The organism is Nocardioides sp. Z22_16, assembly GCF_058134365.1.
Genome location: NZ_JBYTTI010000003.1, coordinates 181880 through 199868 on the forward strand (window position 1 = coordinate 181880; position 17989 = coordinate 199868).

19 protein-coding genes and 1 riboswitch are annotated in these 17989 nt (G+C 73.7%); of the genes, 17 read left to right on the forward strand and 2 right to left on the reverse strand.

Annotated elements, in window-relative coordinates; all coding sequences use genetic code 11:
• The first annotated feature begins 35 nt into the window (after window positions 1–35).
• The 6 genes from AC3X7R_RS09220 to AC3X7R_RS09245 all read left to right on the forward strand — a co-directional run bounded on the left by AC3X7R_RS09220 (window position 36) and on the right by AC3X7R_RS09245 (window position 4018).
• A complete protein-coding gene (locus AC3X7R_RS09220; RefSeq protein WP_489965328.1) occupies window positions 36–650 on the forward strand; it encodes a winged helix-turn-helix domain-containing protein in 615 nt (204 codons plus the stop codon).
• Window positions 647–1447 carry an SRPBCC family protein gene (locus AC3X7R_RS09225; protein WP_489965329.1) on the forward strand — a complete coding sequence of 267 codons (801 nt, stop codon included), beginning with the start codon at window positions 647–649 and terminating at the stop codon, window positions 1445–1447. The genes AC3X7R_RS09220 and AC3X7R_RS09225 overlap by 4 nt, the downstream gene beginning before the upstream one ends.
• Window positions 1448–1513: 66 nt before the next feature.
• Window positions 1514–2095 (forward strand): DinB family protein, encoded by a 582-nt coding sequence (locus AC3X7R_RS09230; RefSeq protein ID WP_489965330.1) that lies wholly within the window; start codon window positions 1514–1516, stop codon window positions 2093–2095.
• A 37-nt stretch (window positions 2096–2132) separates the two neighbouring features.
• Window positions 2133–2642 carry a DinB family protein gene (locus AC3X7R_RS09235; RefSeq protein ID WP_489965331.1) on the forward strand — a complete coding sequence of 170 codons (510 nt, stop codon included), beginning with the start codon at window positions 2133–2135 and terminating at the stop codon, window positions 2640–2642.
• A 9-nt stretch (window positions 2643–2651) separates the two neighbouring features.
• Entirely contained in the window at window positions 2652–3245 is a 594-nt protein-coding gene (locus AC3X7R_RS09240; protein ID WP_489965332.1) for a dihydrofolate reductase family protein, read from the forward strand.
• Between the two features lie 95 nt (window positions 3246–3340).
• Window positions 3341–4018 (forward strand): superoxide dismutase family protein, encoded by a 678-nt coding sequence (locus tag AC3X7R_RS09245; protein WP_489965333.1) that lies wholly within the window; start codon window positions 3341–3343, stop codon window positions 4016–4018.
• A 27-nt stretch (window positions 4019–4045) separates the two neighbouring features.
• Here AC3X7R_RS09245 and AC3X7R_RS09250 read toward each other — a convergent pair whose 3' ends face one another.
• Window positions 4046–4921 carry an AraC family transcriptional regulator gene (locus tag AC3X7R_RS09250; RefSeq protein WP_489965334.1) on the reverse strand — a complete coding sequence of 292 codons (876 nt, stop codon included), beginning with the start codon at window positions 4919–4921 and terminating at the stop codon, window positions 4046–4048.
• Between the two features lie 142 nt (window positions 4922–5063).
• Here AC3X7R_RS09250 and AC3X7R_RS09255 point away from each other — a divergent pair, with 142 nt between their 5' ends.
• From AC3X7R_RS09255 to AC3X7R_RS09285, 7 genes are all read left to right on the forward strand, one after another.
• Window positions 5064–6443 carry an APC family permease gene (locus AC3X7R_RS09255; protein ID WP_489965336.1) on the forward strand — a complete coding sequence of 460 codons (1380 nt, stop codon included), beginning with the start codon at window positions 5064–5066 and terminating at the stop codon, window positions 6441–6443.
• Complete coding sequence (locus tag AC3X7R_RS09260; RefSeq protein WP_489965338.1) at window positions 6440–6832, forward strand: hypothetical protein; 393 nt, start codon at window positions 6440–6442, stop codon at window positions 6830–6832. The genes AC3X7R_RS09255 and AC3X7R_RS09260 overlap by 4 nt, the downstream gene beginning before the upstream one ends.
• A 30-nt stretch (window positions 6833–6862) precedes the next feature.
• Window positions 6863–7321, forward strand: a complete 459-nt coding sequence (locus tag AC3X7R_RS09265; RefSeq protein ID WP_489965339.1) for a DUF350 domain-containing protein — start codon at window positions 6863–6865, stop codon at window positions 7319–7321.
• Window positions 7321–8586 carry a glutathionylspermidine synthase family protein gene (locus AC3X7R_RS09270; RefSeq protein ID WP_489965341.1) on the forward strand — a complete coding sequence of 422 codons (1266 nt, stop codon included), beginning with the start codon at window positions 7321–7323 and terminating at the stop codon, window positions 8584–8586. Before AC3X7R_RS09265 ends, AC3X7R_RS09270 begins: the two co-directional genes overlap by 1 nt.
• Window positions 8587–8689: 103 nt before the next feature.
• Window positions 8690–9361, forward strand: coding sequence for a Type 1 glutamine amidotransferase-like domain-containing protein (locus AC3X7R_RS09275; RefSeq protein ID WP_489965343.1), 672 nt, complete (start codon window positions 8690–8692; stop codon window positions 9359–9361).
• Window positions 9362–9413: 52 nt separating this feature from the next.
• Entirely contained in the window at window positions 9414–10757 is a 1344-nt protein-coding gene (locus tag AC3X7R_RS09280; RefSeq protein WP_489965344.1) for a hypothetical protein, read from the forward strand.
• An 88-nt stretch (window positions 10758–10845) separates the two neighbouring features.
• Window positions 10846–10923: riboswitch (ZMP/ZTP riboswitch) on the forward strand.
• A gap of 23 nt (window positions 10924–10946) precedes the next feature.
• Window positions 10947–12563 carry a benzoate/H(+) symporter BenE family transporter gene (locus AC3X7R_RS09285; RefSeq protein WP_489965346.1) on the forward strand — a complete coding sequence of 539 codons (1617 nt, stop codon included), beginning with the start codon at window positions 10947–10949 and terminating at the stop codon, window positions 12561–12563.
• Window positions 12564–12590: 27 nt separating this feature from the next.
• On the opposite strand, the gene AC3X7R_RS09290 is transcribed toward AC3X7R_RS09285, so the two are convergent.
• Entirely contained in the window at window positions 12591–13109 is a 519-nt protein-coding gene (locus tag AC3X7R_RS09290) for a MarR family winged helix-turn-helix transcriptional regulator (RefSeq protein WP_489965347.1), read from the reverse strand.
• Window positions 13110–13200: 91 nt separating this feature from the next.
• Between AC3X7R_RS09290 and AC3X7R_RS09295 the strand changes: the two genes are divergently transcribed.
• The 4 genes from AC3X7R_RS09295 (at window position 13201) to AC3X7R_RS09310 (ending at window position 17986) form a co-directional block, all read left to right on the forward strand.
• Window positions 13201–13842, forward strand: a complete 642-nt coding sequence (locus AC3X7R_RS09295; RefSeq protein ID WP_489965348.1) for an FMN-dependent NADH-azoreductase — start codon at window positions 13201–13203, stop codon at window positions 13840–13842.
• Between the two features lie 18 nt (window positions 13843–13860).
• Entirely contained in the window at window positions 13861–16014 is a 2154-nt protein-coding gene (locus tag AC3X7R_RS09300) for an LLM class flavin-dependent oxidoreductase (protein ID WP_489965349.1), read from the forward strand.
• A complete protein-coding gene (locus tag AC3X7R_RS09305; RefSeq protein ID WP_489965350.1) occupies window positions 16011–16907 on the forward strand; it encodes an LLM class flavin-dependent oxidoreductase in 897 nt (298 codons plus the stop codon). Before AC3X7R_RS09300 ends, AC3X7R_RS09305 begins: the two co-directional genes overlap by 4 nt.
• Window positions 16908–16981: 74 nt before the next feature.
• Window positions 16982–17986, forward strand: a complete 1005-nt coding sequence (locus AC3X7R_RS09310) for an NAD-dependent epimerase/dehydratase family protein (protein WP_489965351.1) — start codon at window positions 16982–16984, stop codon at window positions 17984–17986.
• Window positions 17987–17989 lie beyond the last annotated feature (3 nt).

Here is a 17989-nt window from a genome sequence, read left to right on the forward strand (position 1 = left end):
TGACAAAAGTTTTTGTCAAGGATCATGCTCGGGTCATGCAAGACGTCGAAGTCATCGAGAGCCCCGAGGCGGCCGCGGCCGCCCTCGACCCGGTCCGGGCCCGGCTGCTCGGCGAGCTGGCCGTCCCGGCCTCCGCCGCCGGGCTCGCCGCCCGCGTCGGCATCGCGCGGCAGAAGGTCAACTACCACCTCAAGGCGCTCGAGGCCCACGGCCTGGTCGAGCTCGCCGAGGAGCGGCGGCACGGCGGCATCACCGAGCGGGTGCTGCGGGCCTCAGCCGCCTCGTACGTCGTCTCGCCCGCCGCGGTCAGCGCCTCCGCCGCCGACCCCGACGCCAACGGCGACCACCTCTCTGCGAGCTACCTGGTGGCTCTGGCCGGCCGGGTGGTCCGTGAGGTCGGCGCCCTGGCCCGCCGCGCCGGAGCCTCCGGCAAGCGTCTGCCCACGCTCACCATCGACACCGAGATCGGCTTCCGCTCTGCCGCCGACCGAGCCGCCTTCGCCGACGAGCTGACCGCGGCCGTGCTCGCCCTCGCCGCCCGCTACCACCACGACGACGGCCGCCCGCACCGCCTCGTCGCCGCCGCCCACCCCCTGCCCGAGCCCAGCACCGAGCCCAGCACCGGCGCCACCCCCGAGGAGAGCTCATGAGCACCAGTCCGCACGTCCCCTACCGCCTCGAGTTCAGCGTCGAGGTCCCCGGCACCGCCGAACAGGTCTGGCAGGCCATCGCCACCGCCAAGGGCATGAGCGCCTGGTTCCTGCCGACCGAGATCGAGGAGCGCGAGGGCGGTGCCCTGCACTTCAGCATGGGTCCCGAGATGGGCTCCGACGGCGAGGTCACCGGCTGGGAGCCGCCGCACCGGCTCGTCTACCAGGAGGACTGGGCCGCCCTCATGGGCAAGGAGCCCGACGAGCTCAGCCCGCTCACCTCGGAGTTCCTCGTCGAGGCCCGGTCCGGCGGCACCTGCGTCGTCCGGGTGACCAGCAGCGGGTTCGGCACCGGCGCCGACTGGGAGTCGGAGTTCTGGGAGGACATGGGCGTCAACTGGATGCCCTTCTTCGACAACCTGCGCCTCTACCTGACCCACTTCCCCGGCCAGGAGGCCACGCTGATGGAGGTCAGCACCGAGCTCCCCGGCACCGCGGACGCAGTCTGGAAGGCGCTCTCCGGCCGGCTCGGGCTCAGCGAGCAGGGCACGGACGTCGAGGTCCGCGGCTCCGCCGGCACCGTCGAGCGGGTGGGCGAGCGGCAGGCGCTGGTCCGGCTCACCGACCCGGTGCCGGGGATGCTCAGCATCTTCGTCCACGACTACGCCGAGAACGCCGGCTCGGTGACCGCCGGGGTGCGCGCCTACCTCTTCTCGGACGAGGCCGCCGACTTCGCGCAGCGCGAGGAGCCGGCCTGGCAGGCATGGCTGGAGGAGCTGGCGACCAGGACGTCGTGAGGCGTCCGTCCGTGGGATCGGGTCCACCCCTGGACAGCGGGGACCCGGTCCGCCACAGTCCCGAGGATGAGCGCTTCCCGTGACCAGGGCGAGGTCCGGCCGGAGTCCGGCCTGACCGACGACGACTTCGCGCCGGCCTGGCCCGACGACGACCGGCCGCGGATCCCCCGGGTCGCCGGCGAGCGCGACGCGCTGGCCGCCTACCTGGACTACTACCGCGCCACGGTCGAGATGAAGTGTCGCGGCCTCACGGCCGACCAGGCCGCGGCCAGGTCGATGCCGCCCTCCACGATGTCGCTGCACGGCCTGGTGCGGCACCTGGCCGACGTCGAGCGGTGGTGGTTCCAGCGGAACTTCGAGCGCCGCGACGTGCCCTTCCTCTTCGACGTCTCCGAGGGCCACGAGTCGGACTTCAACCCGCCCCCGGACGCCGACTTCGCGGCCGACCTCGACCTCTGGCGCACCGAGTGCGCGGTCTCCCGGCAGATCGTCGCCGCGCACGGCCTCGACGACGTCGCCCGACCCCTCGACTGGGACGAGGACGTCGACCTGCGCTGGCTGGTGCTGCGGATGATCACCGAGTACGCCCAGCACTGCGGCCACGCGGACCTGCTGCGCGAGGGCATCGACGGCAAGATCGGCACGTGAGCACCGCCCTGAGCCGCCGACCTGCGAGGATCCGCGGATGATCGCTCCCACCCGCCACGTCGAGGACGTCGTCGACGCGCCGCTCAAGGTCCAGCTCGAGACGTTCTGCGATCAGCACCGGCGCGCCCTCGACGCCTCCCTGGACGGGCTGAGCGACGAGGAGGCGCGCCGCTCCCTGGTGCCCTCGAAGACCACGCTGCTCGGTCTGGTCAAGCACGCGACGTTCGTGGAGCGGGTCTGGTTCGACGAGGCCGTCACCTGCCGCTCCCGCGAGGAGCTCGGCATCGTGGCGGGACCGGACGACTCCTTCGACCTCGCCGACGACGACACCATCGACACCGTCCGCCGGTCCTACCGGGAGGCGTGCGAGGCCTCCCGGCGCGCGGTGGCAGAGCTGGGCGTGGACGACCTCCTGCACGGCAACCGGCGGGGCCCCCTGCCGCTGCGCTGGGTCTACCTCCACGTGCTGCGCGAGCTGGCCCAGCACTGCGGGCACGCCGACATCCTCCGCGAGCAGGTCCTGGCGGGTCGGCCGAGCGCTCCCTAGCCTGCTGGGATGAGCCTGGTCACCGCCGACATCGCCGTCTCCCTCGACCTCGTCGGCGCCGGCCGCGACCAGTCGTTCGAGCACCCCTTCGGCCCGCACGTCGGGCATCGGCTGCACACCTGGATGCTCGAGCACCACGACGACAGCGCGGCCGAGATCGACGCGATCCTGGAGGCCCGTGCCTACGTGATGGGCCGCCACATGTTCGGGCCCGACCGGGGCGAGTGGGACCTGGACTGGCAGGGCTGGTGGGGGCCCGAGCCGCCGTACCACGCCCCGGTCTTCGTGCTCTGCTCCCGACCCCGGGAGCCCCTGGTGATGGGCGGCGGCACCACGTTCCACTTCGTCACCGACGGCTACGACGCCGCGCTGGCCCAGGCCCGGGAGGCGGCCGGCGACGGGAGCGTCTCGATCGCGGGCGGGGTGACCACCCTCAACGCCTACCTGGCCGCCGGGGCGGTCGACGAGCTGCGGCTGCACGTCGTCCCGTTCACCGTCGGCGAGGGCCTGCGGGTCTTCGACGGGGTGGGCGACCTGGCGATGACGCCGGTGGCGAACCGGACGACGCCGCACGTCACCCACCTGGTCTACCGGCGGCGCTGAGCGCTATCTGCGATCCGACCGTTGCGTCGCCGGGCCGGAGGGACCACCGTGGAGAAGGACCGATCAGACCAGACCCTCGGGAAGGTGTGAGGAAGATGCGTGAAGGCTCCACGACACTCAGGCTCGCCCTGGCAGGTGCGGCAGCGCTCGTCCTCGTCGGCGGGACCGCCGCGGCGAGCGGGACGGTGGGCGGCGACGACAGCCGGTCGCGCGGCAAGCAGAGCGGCGAGGATCACGGACAGCACGGCGGCAAGCCCGGCTGGGGTCACCCCGGCCACGGCCACCACCACCGCGGCGGCGTGGAGCGGGTCGCGCTCCGCGGCGTCGACGGCGCCCGGATCGGGTGGGCGACGCTGCGCGAGAGGCGCGGCCACGTGCAGGTCGACGTCATGGCCCAGGGGCTCATCCCGGGCTTCCACGGGTTCCACATCCACAGCACCGGGCTCTGCGAGGCCGACGCCCCGGCCGGGCCCTTCACCACCGCCGGCGGCCACTACACCGGCGACAGCCCCGAGCACGGCGACCACGCCGGCGACCTGCCCCCGTTGCTGGTCACCGACGACGGCCACGCTTGGAGCAGCTTCGTCACCGACCGCTTCACCCTCGACGAACTGCTCGACGAGGACGGCTCCGCGGTGATGGTGCACAGCGGGAGCGACAACTTCGCCAACATCCCCGACCGCTACACCTCCGGCGGCGTGCCGGGGCCGGACGCGACCACGCTCGCCACCGGCGACGCCGGCACCCGCGTCGCCTGCGGGGTGATCGACTGACGGTCGGTGCAACGCTCGGGGCGTCGGCTACTGCGGCTCCACCGGCAGCCAGAGCTCGCACGTCGCCGCCCCGGCGTCGGCATCGAAGGCGAGCATCGCGACGATCTCGGGCCCGGGGCGCAGTCGCCACGGCTGCGACGGGAACCACGTCGTGGCCGTCGCCGCCCACGCGTCCTGCAGCGACTGCGGGTGCGGGCCCTCCGTGCGGAAGACGGCCCAGCTGCCGGCAGGCACGTCGATGACGTCGAGCCCGTCGGGCGGGGTGCTGGTCGTCGCCACGCCGTGCAGGTAGGTGAGCTCGCTACCCTCGGCACGGTCGGGGTCGAGGTCGTCGCTGACGGCCAGCACCCCCGTGGGCTCGGTGTCGTTGAGCGCCTTGAGCCGCCTCGTCTCCTCCGCCGGGATCGCGTCGACGTGCTCGGCGATGTGCGGGTTGACGCCCTGGTGGGTCAACGGCACGCGCGTGGCGTGGCCGACGAGCCGGAGGGCGGGCAGCTGGGTGATGCGCGTGTCCATGGGGATGCTCCCTTCGACGGTCAGGTGGAACCTGATCCGTGGTTGTGTGCGTAGGGGACCGCCGTGCCGACGAACGTCGCCAGGGCTGGTGCCGTGCACCGCACGGAACGCACGCCCGAACGCCTCCGCCGAGCCGTAGCCGTACCGGACCGCGACCCTCAGCAGGTCGTCGCTCGGACCTGTGAGGTCGGCGGCGGCCAACGACATCCGCCGCCGGCGTACGTACTCCGAGAGCGGCATGGCGGCCAGGGAGGCGAACATGCGGCGCAGGTGGTGCTCGGTGGTGCCGAGTCGCGTGGCGAGGCCGGCGACGTCCACCGAGGCGGACGGGTCGGCCGCAAGATGCGACTCGATCTCGTCGACGACGTGGTTGAGAGCGGCGATCATCTGTGGAAGTCCCTCCGTGTGCTCCCCAGCCTGAGGGACGCGGCGCCCTCCGCACCCGATCTTTCCGGGCGGATACGGTCACCTTCGGGGCGTGCCGACGGTCGTGCCCTGGACTACGCTGACCGAGAAGCAAGGACACCCGATGCCCGAGTACCTCGTCCCGCCGGGCGCTGCCCCGCAGGAGCGTCGGCTGGCTCGCGGGTCGGTCGGTCTCTCTGTCTCCACGGTCTTCTCGCTCGCCTCCACCGCGCCGGCGTACTCCCTGGCCGTCACCGTCGGACTGCTCGCCGCCCTGGTCGGCGACGCGGCCCCGCTGCTGCTCGCCGTCGCCGCGATCCCGGTGGTGCTCGTCGTCCTCTCCTTCGGCGAGCTCAACGCCGCCGAGCCCGACTGCGGCACCTGCTACGCCTGGACGTCGAAGCCGTTCGGCCGGCGGGTCGGCTTCCTCGCGGGGTGGGTGGTGATCGCGGCCTGCGTGCTGGCGATGACCAACCTGATGCAGGCGGCCGCGATCTACGCCTACACGGTGGCCGGGCTCGACGGCCTGGCCGACTCACAGGTCGCGCAGGCGGGTGCCGGCATCGTCCTGCTGGTCGCGATGGCGGCCCTGGCGGCGCGCGGCATCACCCTGGCCGCCCGCACCCAGGTGCTGCTCTTCACCGTGGAGGCGCTGCTGCTGGTCGCCTTCGCCGTCCGGGCCGCGCTGGCGGACCCCCTGCCGGCCCTGGCGTCCGCGACCGGGACGACGGGCACCGAGCCGAGCACCTCGAGCGTGGTCGCCGGCTTCCTCGTCGCGGTCTTCCTCTACTGGGGCTGGGACTCCTCCTTCGCGGTCAACGAGGAGTCCGAGGACCCGGCCGGCACCCCGGTCCGCGCGGCCCTGATCGCCCTGGGCGTCCTGGTCGTCCTCTACGCCGGGTTCGCCTGGGCCGTCACCTCCTACGCCGGGGTCGACCGGCTGGTCGCGATCGGCGAGGGGGACGTGCTGGCCGAGTTCGCCACCAGCCTGATGGGCTCGGCCGGGGGCACCGTCCTCGCCGGCGCCGTCCTCGTCTCCGCGCTGGCCAGCGCCCAGACCACGATCCTCCCCTCCGCCCGGGCGATGTTCTCGATGTCGCGGCGCGGCGACCTGCCGCCCTCCCTCTCCCGGGTCACCACCACCGGCTCCCCGGCGTGGGCGACGTGGGTCTTCACCGGCCTCGCCGCCGGCACCTACGCCGTCCTGGTCGTCACCAGCGAGGCGGTGCTCGCCGACTCGGTCGCGGCCACCGCGCTGCTCGTCTCGGCGTACTACGCGCTGACCTGCGCCGCCGTCCCGTTCTACTTCGGCCGCGCCAGCGTCGAGCGCCCGGTACGCCGCATAGTTCTTCCACTGGCCGCAGCGGGTACGTTCACCGCAGCCCTGGTCCTCAGCGTGCGGGACAGCTCCACGACCTCCCTGGTCGCCGCCGCCCTGGTCCTCGGCACCGGGCTCGCCTACCCCAGCCTGACCCGTCACTCCCAGCAGAGGCAGGACCGATGACCACCACGCCACGCCGACGCATGCGCTCCGCCTCGGTCGCGCTCGGCGTCACGGCCCTCGCGGCGTCCGGACTGACCGGCTGCGCCACCACCTCCGCCGACTACGCCGCGGTCTGCGTCGACCCCGACACCCAGGAGCGGGTCGACGACGACAACTGCGACACCAGCCGCGAATACAGCGGCGTCGGCACGGGCTTCTTCTGGTACTACCTCGGTGCCAGCTCGCGGGTGCCCCCCATCGGCGGGCTCGCCACCGGCGGCACCTGGCGCGGCAGCGGCCTCAACGGCACCGTGCAGCGCGGCGGTCTCCCCGCGACCGGCGGCTCCAGCGTGAAGTCCACGACCACCAAGGGCGGGTTCGGGGTCTCCAACCGCGGCTTCTCGTCCTGACCTGCCCCACCCCCTCGACCAGGAGAACCCGTGACCGACCTGCTCAACGCCGTCTTCCACGCCGTCGTCTACGCGCTGGTGTCGGGGGTGATCCTCATCGCCGCCTACTACGTCCTCGACCTGGTCACCCCCGGCCACCTGGGCAGCCACCTGCACGGCACCGACGAGTCCGGCAAGGCCTCGGTCCACCTGCAGTCGCGCTCCGCGGGCCTGGTCGCCTCGGCGTGGATGATCTCCAACGCCCTGGTGCTCTTCACCGCCATCTGGGTCAACGGGGCGACCGACCTGGGGTGGCCGCTGGCCTGGACGGTCTCCTTCGCCCTCCTCGGCGTCGCGCTCAACGCCGCCATGCTCTTCGCGATCGACGCGGTGACCCCGGGCAACCTGCGCCAGATCGTCACCGAGCCGGGCCCGGTCCGCCCGCTGGCCTGGCTGGCCGCCGCCTCGGCACTCTCGGTGGCGGCCATCGTCTGCGCCAGCATCGCCTGATGTGGCGGCACGAGATCAAGCCGCGCCCCGACTGGCAGCGGATCGTCACCGAGCAGGGCCTCGTCTTCCCGGTCACCGAGATGCCCGACGGCACCACACGGCCCTACTGGAACGAGTCCGCCTGGTATGAGGTGACCGGCGACGAGGTCGACGCCCTCGAGGCGGCCACCGAGGAGCTGTGGGCGATGTGCGTCGACGCCGCCGGGCACATGGCCGCGACGATGTCCGACCAGCGGCTCGGGCTGCCGCCGGGCACGATGGACGTCGTACGCCGCTCCATCGCGCGGCAGGACCCCTCGCTCTACTCGCGCTTCGATCTCGTCTACGGCGCCGACGCCTCGATCAAGATGCTGGAGATCAACGGCGACACCCCGACCGGGCTGGTGGAGACCGGCGTCGCCCAGTGGCGCTGGCTCGAGGACCGGATGCCCGAGCTCGACCAGTGGAACAGCGTCCACGAGCGCCTCGTCGGCGGGTGGCAGCGGCTGCGCTCCTCGGGTGCCACCGACGGCGACGAGCTGCACTTCTTCTACGACCTCGGGGAGGGCGACAACTACGACGACGGCGAGATGGAGATGACCGCCCACTACCTGATGGACACCGCCGTCCAGGCCGGCTTCGCCACCCTCGCCCACCCGATGGCCGAGATCGGGTGGAACCCGGACGCCCGCGAGTTCCGCGACGCCCACGACTACCGCGTCCGCAACGCCTTCAAGCTCTACGCCTGGGAGCAGATGCTGGCGGAGCCGTTCGGGCGGCACATCGTCGAGGAGCGCGAGGCCCGTCCGGTCAACTGGTTCGAGCCCGCCTGGAAGGCGATGCTCTCGACCAAGGCGCTGCTGCCGGTGCTGTGGGAGCGCAACCCCGGCCACCGGCTGCTGCTCCCCGCCTACTTCGACGACCCGGGCGACCTCGAGGACTGGGTCGCCAAGCCGCTGCACGGCCGCGAGGGCGACAACATCCGCATCCACCTCGCCGACGCGCTCGAGGACATCGAGATGCCGGGCTCCTACGGCGCCGAGGGGTTCGTCTACCAGGCCTACACCGACGTGCCGGTCTTCGACGGCAACTACGTCGTCATCGGCTCGTGGGTGATCGACGGGGAGGCGGCGGGGATGCTGGTGCGCGAGTCCGACGGCCCGATCACCGACTACTTCGGCCGGGTCTGCCCGCACGTCATCTCCGACGCCCTCTCGCCGGACGACGCGCAGCGCCAGGCGTGGCTGGCCGAGCGGGTGGGACCGAGCGCGCCGACGCTGCGCTGACGGTTCCACCGGAGACGGTGGGAGCGAGTCCGACGGACCGACGGGCGGGTCTCCTCCTCCTGTGGGTATGGACAGCGGGAACCCCCGGCGGCAGGATCTGCCCATGAGCACCGGGAAGCTCCTGCTCACCTCGGGAGGCGTCACCAACCCGAGCATCCACGCGGCGCTCGAGGAGCTCCTCGGCAAGCCGGTCGGCGAGGCGCGGGCCCTGCTGGTGCCGACCGCCCAGTGGGGGCATCCGATGTGCGGGCCGGGATCGGTGCGCGGCCTGGTCGCCGCCGAGCCCACCTGGCAGCACCTCTCGGGGCTCGGCTTCGCCTCCTTGGGCGTCCTGGAGCTCACCGCGCTGCCCAGCATCGGCGCGGACCGGTGGGTGCCCTGGGTCCGCGAGGCGGACGTGCTGCTGGTCGACGGCGGGGACGCGACCTACCTGTGCCACTGGATGCGCGAGTCCGGGATGGCCGACCTGCTCCCCCTGGTCCCCGACCTGGTCTGGGTGGGGGTGAGCGCGGGAAGCATGGTGATGACGCCCCGGATCGGCGACTACTTCGTGGAGTGGCCGGAGGCGCCCGACGACCGGACGCTCGGGGTCGTCGACTTCTCGATCTTCCCGCACCTGGACCTCTTCCCGACCAACACGATGGCTCACGCGGAGCGGTGGGCGGCCGACCTCGGCGTCCCGGCCTACGTCATCGACGAGCAGACGGCCATCAAGGTCGTCGACGGCACCGTCGAGGTGGTCTCCGAGGGGCAGTGGAAGAGGCTCGAACGGTAGTCCGGCAGTCGGTAGGCTCGACGCCTCGCTGCCGACAGTCCACGGGGGACTCATGCGCCGCACGACAGTCCTGACCACCGCGCTGCTGCTGGGCGGGGCCCTGCTCGTACCGACGACCGGGTCCGCCACCAGCTCGGCGACAGGCTCGGCGCCGGGCGAGACCTGCCGCGGGCTGCCCGTCACCCTCCACGCGATCGACCGCGACGTGCAGGGCACGGAAGGGCCTGACGTCGTGCTGCTGGAGTACACCCGTGCCCGCTGGGGGAACGTGCAGACCTTCGGCGGCGACGACGTGGTCTGCATCCGGGGCCACGCCCCTGGATACGACGCCGGCACGGGGAAGAACCTCCTGATCGACGTGGGACCGGGAGATGACGTCGTCGACAGCACGCGGGCTCCGACGTGGAACCTGCTCCTCACCCTCGGCGCCGGGTCAGACCGGTTCGAGGGCGGGTCCGCCCGCAACGAGGTCAGCGCCGGCGACTGGGGTGGCGGCGAAGGAGGACACGTCGACACCGAGCCTGACGTGCTGATCGGCGGGGCTGGCAGCGACTCGTTCGACAGCGGTACCACCGGAGAGCCGAACGGCGACCGCCTGGAGATGGGGGCCGGGAACGACTACCTCGACCTGGAGGGGTACTGGGCGGAAGGCGGTTCGGTCAGCGGCGGACGGGGCGACGACGTCCTCCTGCTGGATCTCCGGGGCCGGTCGGCGACGCTCGACTCCCGCGCCGGGCGCTACACCGAGGACGGGCGGACCATCGCGGTCCTGGACGGTTTCGACGTCTTCTCGGTGTCCGTGCTGAGCGAGGACTCCGACCTCACCTTCCTGGGGAGCGGTGCCGACGAGTCACTCTTCGCGGACGGGCGTCGCCTGACCGCCCGCCTCGGCGGCGGCGACGACGTCGTGGGCACCTCAGGGACGACCGACGCGACCGACCTGGACGGCGGTCCGGGCCGCGACACGATCTCGGTCAACGAGTACGACAAGACCTCGCTCGCCCTCGACCTGCAGGCGGGGACCCTCCGGGTCGACAGGGCGGAGTCGACGCACCGCGTGCGCATGACCCGCTTCGAGGCTGCCACCGTGACCGCGCACCGGGTTCGGCTCTCCGGGACAGGTCGGGCGAACCGCCTCGCCATCTCCTCCTGCTTCGGCTCGGTGCGGGGGCGCGGCGGAGACGACCTGCTGATCGCCAAGGAGTGGGGCAGGCTCTGGCCCAGCCGGGAGTGCCACGGATCCGACCTCTTCGGCGGTCCCGGGGACGACGAGCTCCGTGGCGGCAGTCGAGACGACACACTGATCGGCGGCCCGGGTCGCGACGTCGCCCGGGGGCACAAGGGACGGGACCGGTGTGCCGCTGAGGTCCGCAGCGCGTGCGAACGTCGGGCTTGATCGGCGACGCCGTGGCGCGAAGCCTGATCTACCGCGACGACAATCCGTGAGGCCGGACGCTTCCCACCTGGCCGCTCGCGACGCGTAATCTTGCGAGCGCGACTGGCGTAGCCGGACCTGACCGGCGTGGAGCACGTGAGAGACATCGACCGCCTGGGTGTCCCTCGGTCATCGAGCCGGAGGGACCCCATGCGCGACGCGACGGACGACCGCCCAGCCGCCACCTCCACCGAGACCGCACGCGGCGGCCTGCTCGCCCCTGTCTCCGCCGGGGTGGTCTCGGGACTGGTCGGGTTCACCAGCGCCTTCGTCGTCGTCCTGGCGGGACTCGAGGGGGTGGGGGCCAGCCCGGCGCAGGCCTCCAGCGGGCTCCTCGCGGTCAGCGTCACGATGGGCCTGGCCTCGATCGTGCTCGCCCTCACCACCCGGCTGCCGATCACCTCCGCCTGGTCCACGCCCGGCGCGGCGCTGCTGGCCACCACCGGCGCGGTCGCGGGCGGCTGGCCCGCGGCGGTCGGCGCCTTCCTCGTCACCGGCGTGCTGATCGTGCTCACCGGGCTCCTCCCCCAGCTCGGGGCGCTCATCTCCCGCATCCCGGCCTCGATCGCCCAGGCGATGCTTGCCGGCGTCCTCTTCCAGCTCTGCCTGGGCCCGGTCACCGGACTGGCGGACAACCCCACCGCGGTCGCGCCGATCGTCGTCGTCTGGCTGCTCGGCGTCCGGTTCGCGCCGCGCTTCGCCGCCCCGCTCGCCTTCCTCGCCGCCGCGGTCGTGATCGCGGTCGACCTCGTCGCCTCCGGACGCCAGGTCGACCCGGCGACGCTCGTCCCCCAGCTGGAGCTGACCACGCCGGCGTTCACGCTCTCCGCCCTGGTCGGCATCGCACTGCCGCTCTACCTGGTGACCATGGCCGCCCAGAACGTCCCGGGCGTCGCCGTCATGAAAGGGCTCGGCTACGTGGTGCCGTGGCGGCGCTCCATGCTCGTGACCGGCGTCGGCACCCTCGTCGGGGCGCCGGCCGGCGGGCACGCAATCAACCTGGCCGCCATCAGCGCCGCCCTCGCCGCGGGGCCGGAGGCCGGCGAGGACCGCTCCCGGCGCTGGGTCGCGAGCGTCACCTCCGGCCTCGTGCTCGTCGTCCTCGGCGTCGCCTCGGCCGCCTTCGGCACGCTGGTCTCCTTCGCACCCCTCGGCGTCCTCGCCGCCGTCGCGGGCCTCGCGCTGCTGGGCACGCTCGCCGCCTCGCTGAACGCCGCGCTCGCCGATCCGACCGAGCACATCCCCGCCGTCGTCACCTTCGCCACCGCCGCCTCCGGGATCGCGGTCGCCGGAGTGAGCGCCGCCTTCTGGGCGCTCCTCGCCGGGCTCGTCGTCCGGTTCGTCCTCCACGCCGGGCGGCCCCGCGCTCCTATGGTGGTCGGCATGGCCACCCACTGGACACTGACCGGAGACGCCCTGGATCCCCACCTGCTGGCGGCCTTCTGGGCAGCGGCACTGGGCTACGTGCCGGAGCCGGGGTACAGCGCTCCCGACGGTGCGTCCCTCGTCGATCCCGAGGGAGTCGGGCCGGCGATCGGCTGGCTGCGAGTGCCGGAGGACAAGGTGGCGAAGAACAGGCTGCACATCGACGTCCGCGTCACCGCCGGCGGGCCGTCGGACCCCGGCACCCGCGAACGGGCGATCCGCGCCAAGGTCCCCGAGCTCGTCGCGCTGGGTGCCACCGTCGTGCGCGAGGTGAGCTACGACGGGGCTCTCGGGCACGTCGTCATGCTGGATCCCGAGGGCAACGAGTTCTGCGTGGCCTGAGGGCCCTGCCCGGATGCCCGCCTCCAGTCAGCAGGAGGGCTCCGTGCAGCGGCCGGAGGTCTCCTCGTTGGTCACCGCGGTGACGGCGCGCGCGGCCTCGCCCAGGGCGGCGAACTGCTCGGGGGTGAGCGCGTCGACGACCAGCCGCCGCGCTTCGCGGACGTGGCCGGGGGCGATGCGCTCCAGCTTCTCCTGCCCCGCCGCGGTGAGCCGGGCCTCCATCCGTCGGCCGACCCCGCCGCTGCGCCGCTCCACCCACCCGGCGCGCTCCAGCCGCTTGAGCGCGTGGGAGAGCCGCGACGGGGAGCCCGCGGAGAGGATCGCCAGCTCGGTGAGCCCCCGGGTGGCGTCCTGGGTGTCGCCGAGGACGGAGAGCACCTGGTACTCGTAGAGGTTGACCCCGGCGTCGCGCTTGAGCTGTGCGTCGAGCGCTGCCGGCAGGGTCGCGAGCAGGTGGACCAGGGAGCGCCACTCCACCTGCTGGTCGCTGGTGAGCCACGGGACGTCGTCCGGCGTCCCGGCCGCGGGGTGGGTGTCGATGCTCACGGGCCCATCGTAGCCCCTGTGTTGAATATTCAAGTCGCATCCGGCTACTCTCGATTTGAACATTCAAATTCACATGTCTGGAGATCCTCCCATGACCCTGCTCCGCATCGACGCCAGCATCCAGGGCGACCACTCCGCCAGCAGCGCGCTCGCCGACCTCGTCGTCGACGAGTTCGCCGCCGCCTGCCCCGACGTGCCGCTCGTCCGGCGCCACCTCGGCCAGGAGCCGCTGCCCGCCGATGCCTGGGCCACCGCCATCGGTGCCAGCTTCACCCCGGAGGGTGACCGGTCCGCCGTCCAGCGCGAGGCGATCGGCCTCGCCGAGCAGGTGGCCACCGAGCTGCAGGAGGCGGAGTACGTCGTCCTCGCGATGCCGCTCTACAACTTCGGCGTCTCGCAGCACGCCAAGACCTGGATCGACCTCGCCCTTGCCGGCGCCCCGCAGGGCACCCGGCTGCTCGAGGGGACCCCGGTCACCCTCGTCACCACCCGCGGCGGCGCCTACGGCGCCGGCACCCCGCGGGAGGGCTGGGACCACAACACCGACTACCTGCGCCGGATCCTGGTCGACATCTGGGGTGCCGACCTGACCGTGATCGAGCGCGAGTTCACCCTCGTCGGCGTCAACCCGGCGCTCGACGAGTTCACCGAGCTGGCCGCGACGATGCGCCGGAGCGCCGAGGAAGCGGCGGCCAAGGCCGGTGCGGCACTCGCCGCCCGCCACGCCGCCTGAGACTCTCGAGGAATCCAGGTGACCCACCCCCTGCTCCGCCTCGGCCTCCGGCTCGAGGGTGACGACCCCGTCGCGGCCGCCGCGACCGCGGTCGCCGCCGAGGCGCTCGGCTACCACTTCGTGGTCGCGCCGCGTGCGGTGCTGGGGTGGGTCGCGGGGCGCACCACGCGGCTGGGGCTGGTGGTCGCCGAGGTCGCTGGCGAGCAGCCCCCGACGGTCACCGCCCGGGCGACGGCCAGCCTCGACCTGCTCTCCGGCGGCCGGGCGACCCTGACCCTCCAGGGCGCGCCCGGGCGCGAGGCGGCCGTGACCGAGGCCGTCGGCCTGGTGCGGCGCATGTGGGACACCGGGGCCGGACCGGTGCGCCACACCGGCGAGCACCACCACGCCGCCGGCGCCGAACCGGGCCCGCTGCCCGCCCACGAGGTGCCGATCTGGGTGAGCGGCGACGAGGCGGTCGAGGTTGCCGGCCGGGTGGCCGACGGGTGGCTCGGTGAGCTCGGTGACGGCGGGCCCGACGCCCTGGCCGCACTGGTCGCGCAGCTGCGCCTGCTCGACGAGCACGCCCGGCAGGCCGGCCGGGACCCCCGTGAGATCCGGCGGGTGGTCACCCTCACGCATGGTCCCGGCGCCGACCGGCCCGACACCCTCGCGCCGCTGGTCGTCGAGCACGGCGTGACCGGCTTCGCCCTCCGCGTCGACGACGCCGTGCCCACCGACCGGCTGGAGCGGTTCCTCCGCAAGGCCACCCCCGTCCTGGAGGAGGCGGCGCAGCGGGCGCTGGGCGCCGGCACCGTCTCGGCGCGGCCGCCGCGCCGGGCCGAGGTGCGGGCGCGACGCCGTCCCGGCATCGACTACGACGGGCTGCCCGCCCAGCTGGCCGAGACCGCCGTCGAGCCGGGCGACGTGCGGTACGCCGCGGTCCGCTCGACCTACCTGCGCGGCGGACGCCCCGGCCTGGTGCTCCGCCCCCGGACGGTCGAGGAGGTGCGCGACGCCCTCGCCTTCGCCGGCCGTCACCGGCACCTGCCGCTGGGGGTGCGCAGCGGCGGCCACGGCATCAGCGGGCGGTCCACCAACGACGGCGGTCTCGTCGTCGACGTCGGCGCCCTCAACAGCATCGAGGTGCTCGACGAGAGCGCCCGTCTGATCCGCGTCGGGCCCGGCGCCCGGTGGAAGCAGGTCGCCACCGCCCTGCAGCCCCACGGGTGGGCGATCAGCTCCGGCGACTACGGCGGTGTGGGGGTGGGCGGCCTGGCCACCGCCGGCGGCATCGGCTTCCTCGGGCGCAAGCACGGCCTCACCATCGACCACCTCCGCGCCGTCGAGATGCTCCTCGCCGACGGCTCCCACGTCCGTGCGTCGGCCGACGAGCACCCCGACCTCTTCTGGGCGGTCCGCGGCGCCGGCGCCAACTTCGGCGTCGTCACCGCCTTCGAGCTGGTAGTCGACGAGGTGCCGGACGTCGGGTGGGCGGAGCTCGCCTTCCAGGTGAGCGACGTCGCGGCGTTCCTGGCCGAGTTCGGCCGGGTGGTGGCCGACGCGCCCCGGGAGACGACGCCGTTCCTGGTGATGGGCCGCTCCGGGGTGGCCCGGGTGATGGCGATGGTCGCCTCCGACGACCCCGAGGTCGTCGTCTCCCAGCTCCAGCCGTTCGCCGAGATGGCGCCGATGGTGGAGCAGCGGGTGGTGATCGCGCCGTACGCCGCGGTGATGAACATGTTCCCCGACACCCCGCACCAGGGGCTCGGCGAGCCGGTCGCCCGGTCGGGGCTGGTCACCGCGCTCGACCGCGACGTGGCCGAGGCCAGCGCCCGCCTGCTGGCCAGCGGCGCGACGTACTTCTTCCAGCTGCGCGCCATGGGCGGCGCGATCGGCGACGTCGCCCCCGACGCCACCGCCTTCGCGCACCGCGACGCGGCGTTCGCGATCACCGCGATGGGCGCCAACGCCCAGCGCCTCGACCGGTCGTGGGAGGGGATGCGACCGCACCTCTCCGGCTCCTACCTCAGCTTCGAGACCGACCAGAGCCCCGAGCGGCTCGGTGAGGCGTTCCCGCCCGCCACCCTCGCCCGGCTGCGGGCGCTCAAGGCCGAGCTGGACCCGGCCAACCTGTTCCGCGACAACTTCAACCTCGCCACCACACCCACCCACGCAGGGAGCCACGCATGACCGACTACGGACACGACCTCCTCTTCGGCACCTTCGTCACGCCGACCAACCAGCCCGTCCAGCACGCGGTCGAGCAGGCACTGGTCGCCGAGCGCGCCGGCCTCGACCTGGTCACCTTCCAGGACCACCCCTACGTGGCGAAGTTCCACGACACCTGGACGCTGATCGCCTACGCCGCCGCCCGCACCGAGCGGATCCGCCTCACCACCAACGTCACCAACCTGCCGCTGCGCCCGCCCGCCGTGCTGGCCCGCACCGTGGCCACCGCCGACCTGCTCTCCGGCGGCCGGGTCGAGCTCGGGCTCGGCGCCGGCGGGTTCTGGGACGCCATCGAGTCGATGGGCGGTCCGCGGCGGAGCCCCGGCGAGGCGGTCGCCGCCCTCGAGGAGGCGGTGCAGATCATCCGCGGCATCTGGGACACCGACCAGCCCGGCGGCCTGACCGTCGAGGGCGACCACTACACGGTCCGGGGCGCGAAGCGCGGCCCGGTCTCCGCGCACCGGCCGGGGATCTGGATCGGCTCCTACAAGCCGCGCCTGCTGCGCCTCACCGGACGCGTCGGCGACGGCTGGCTGCCGTCCCTGCAGTACCTGCCGGGCGGGTTCGCCGACCTGGCCGAGATGAACGAGCACCTCGACCAGGGCGCCAAGGCGGCCGGCCGCGACCCCCGCGACGTACGCCGCTTCCTCAACATCGTCGGCCAGTTCTCGACGAGCAGCACCGGCGTCCTGCAGGGACCGCCGGAGCAGTGGGTGGAGGAGCTCACCGACGCCGCCCTGACCTACGGCACCAGCGGCTTCATCCTCGCCTCCGACGACACCGCGACCACCGAGCTCTTCGCCGCCGAGGTGGCGCCGGCCGTCCGCCGGGAGGTCGCGCAGGCGCGCGGCTGACAACGTCGACGAGGGCTGGCTCCCCGCCGTGCGGGCATGGCGCTACTCCCGTGCGGCTGGCTAGGGTCGGCGACATGCGGTTCCTGGTGCTGGGCGGGACGAGGTTCGTGGGGCGAGCGCTCGTCGACGAGGCGGTGCGACGCGGCGACGAGGTCACCGTGGTCAACCGCGGCGCCACCGGGACGCCGCCCGCGGGGGTCCGCACGCTGCTCGCCGACCGGCGCGCGCCGGGCTCCCTGGCGACGGCGCTGGCGGACGGCGAGTGGGACGCCGTCGTCGACACCTGGTCGGCCGAGCCGTTCGTGGTGCGCGACGCCGCCCGGCTGCTGCGCGACCGGGTCGGGCACTTCGGCTACGTCTCCAGCCGCTCGGTCTACCGGTGGCCCATCCCACCGGGGCTCGACGAGAGCGCCCCGGTGGTCGACGGCGATCCGGCCGGCACCGAGGTGGCCGACTACGCCGCGGCCAAGCGGGGGGCCGAGCTGGCGGTGCAGGAGAGCTTCGACGGCCGCTCCCTGCTGGCCCGGGCGGGCCTCATCCTCGGGCCTCACGAGGACATCGGCCGGTTGCCCTGGTGGCTGCAGCGGCTCGGCCGGGGCGGCCCGGTGCCGGCGCCGGGACCGCCGGAGCGCCCGCTGCAGTACGTCGACGCGCGCGATCTCGCCGGGTGGATGCTCGACGCCGCCGGGCGGGGCGTGACCGGGGCGTTCAACACCGTCAGCAGGCCGGGCCACGCCACCATGGGGACCCTCCTGGAGGCGTGCCGGGCGGCCGTCGCCACGGACGGGCCGGCCGGCGAGCTGGTCTGGCTCACCCCCGAGACCGTCGCCGAGGCCGGGGCCACCGGCTGGAACGACCTGCCAATCTGGGTGCCGCCGACCGGGGAGCTCGCCGGCCTGCACGACGGTGACGTCACCGCGGCGTACGCCGCTGGGCTGGCCTGCCGGCCGGTCGAGGAGACCGTCGCCGACACCTGGCGCTGGCTGCGCACCGAGGGGCTGCCGCCGGTCCGCACCGACCGGCCCGCCCTGGGCCTGAGCCCCGCGGTGGAGCAGGCGCTGGCGGCCGCGGCAGGATGAGCC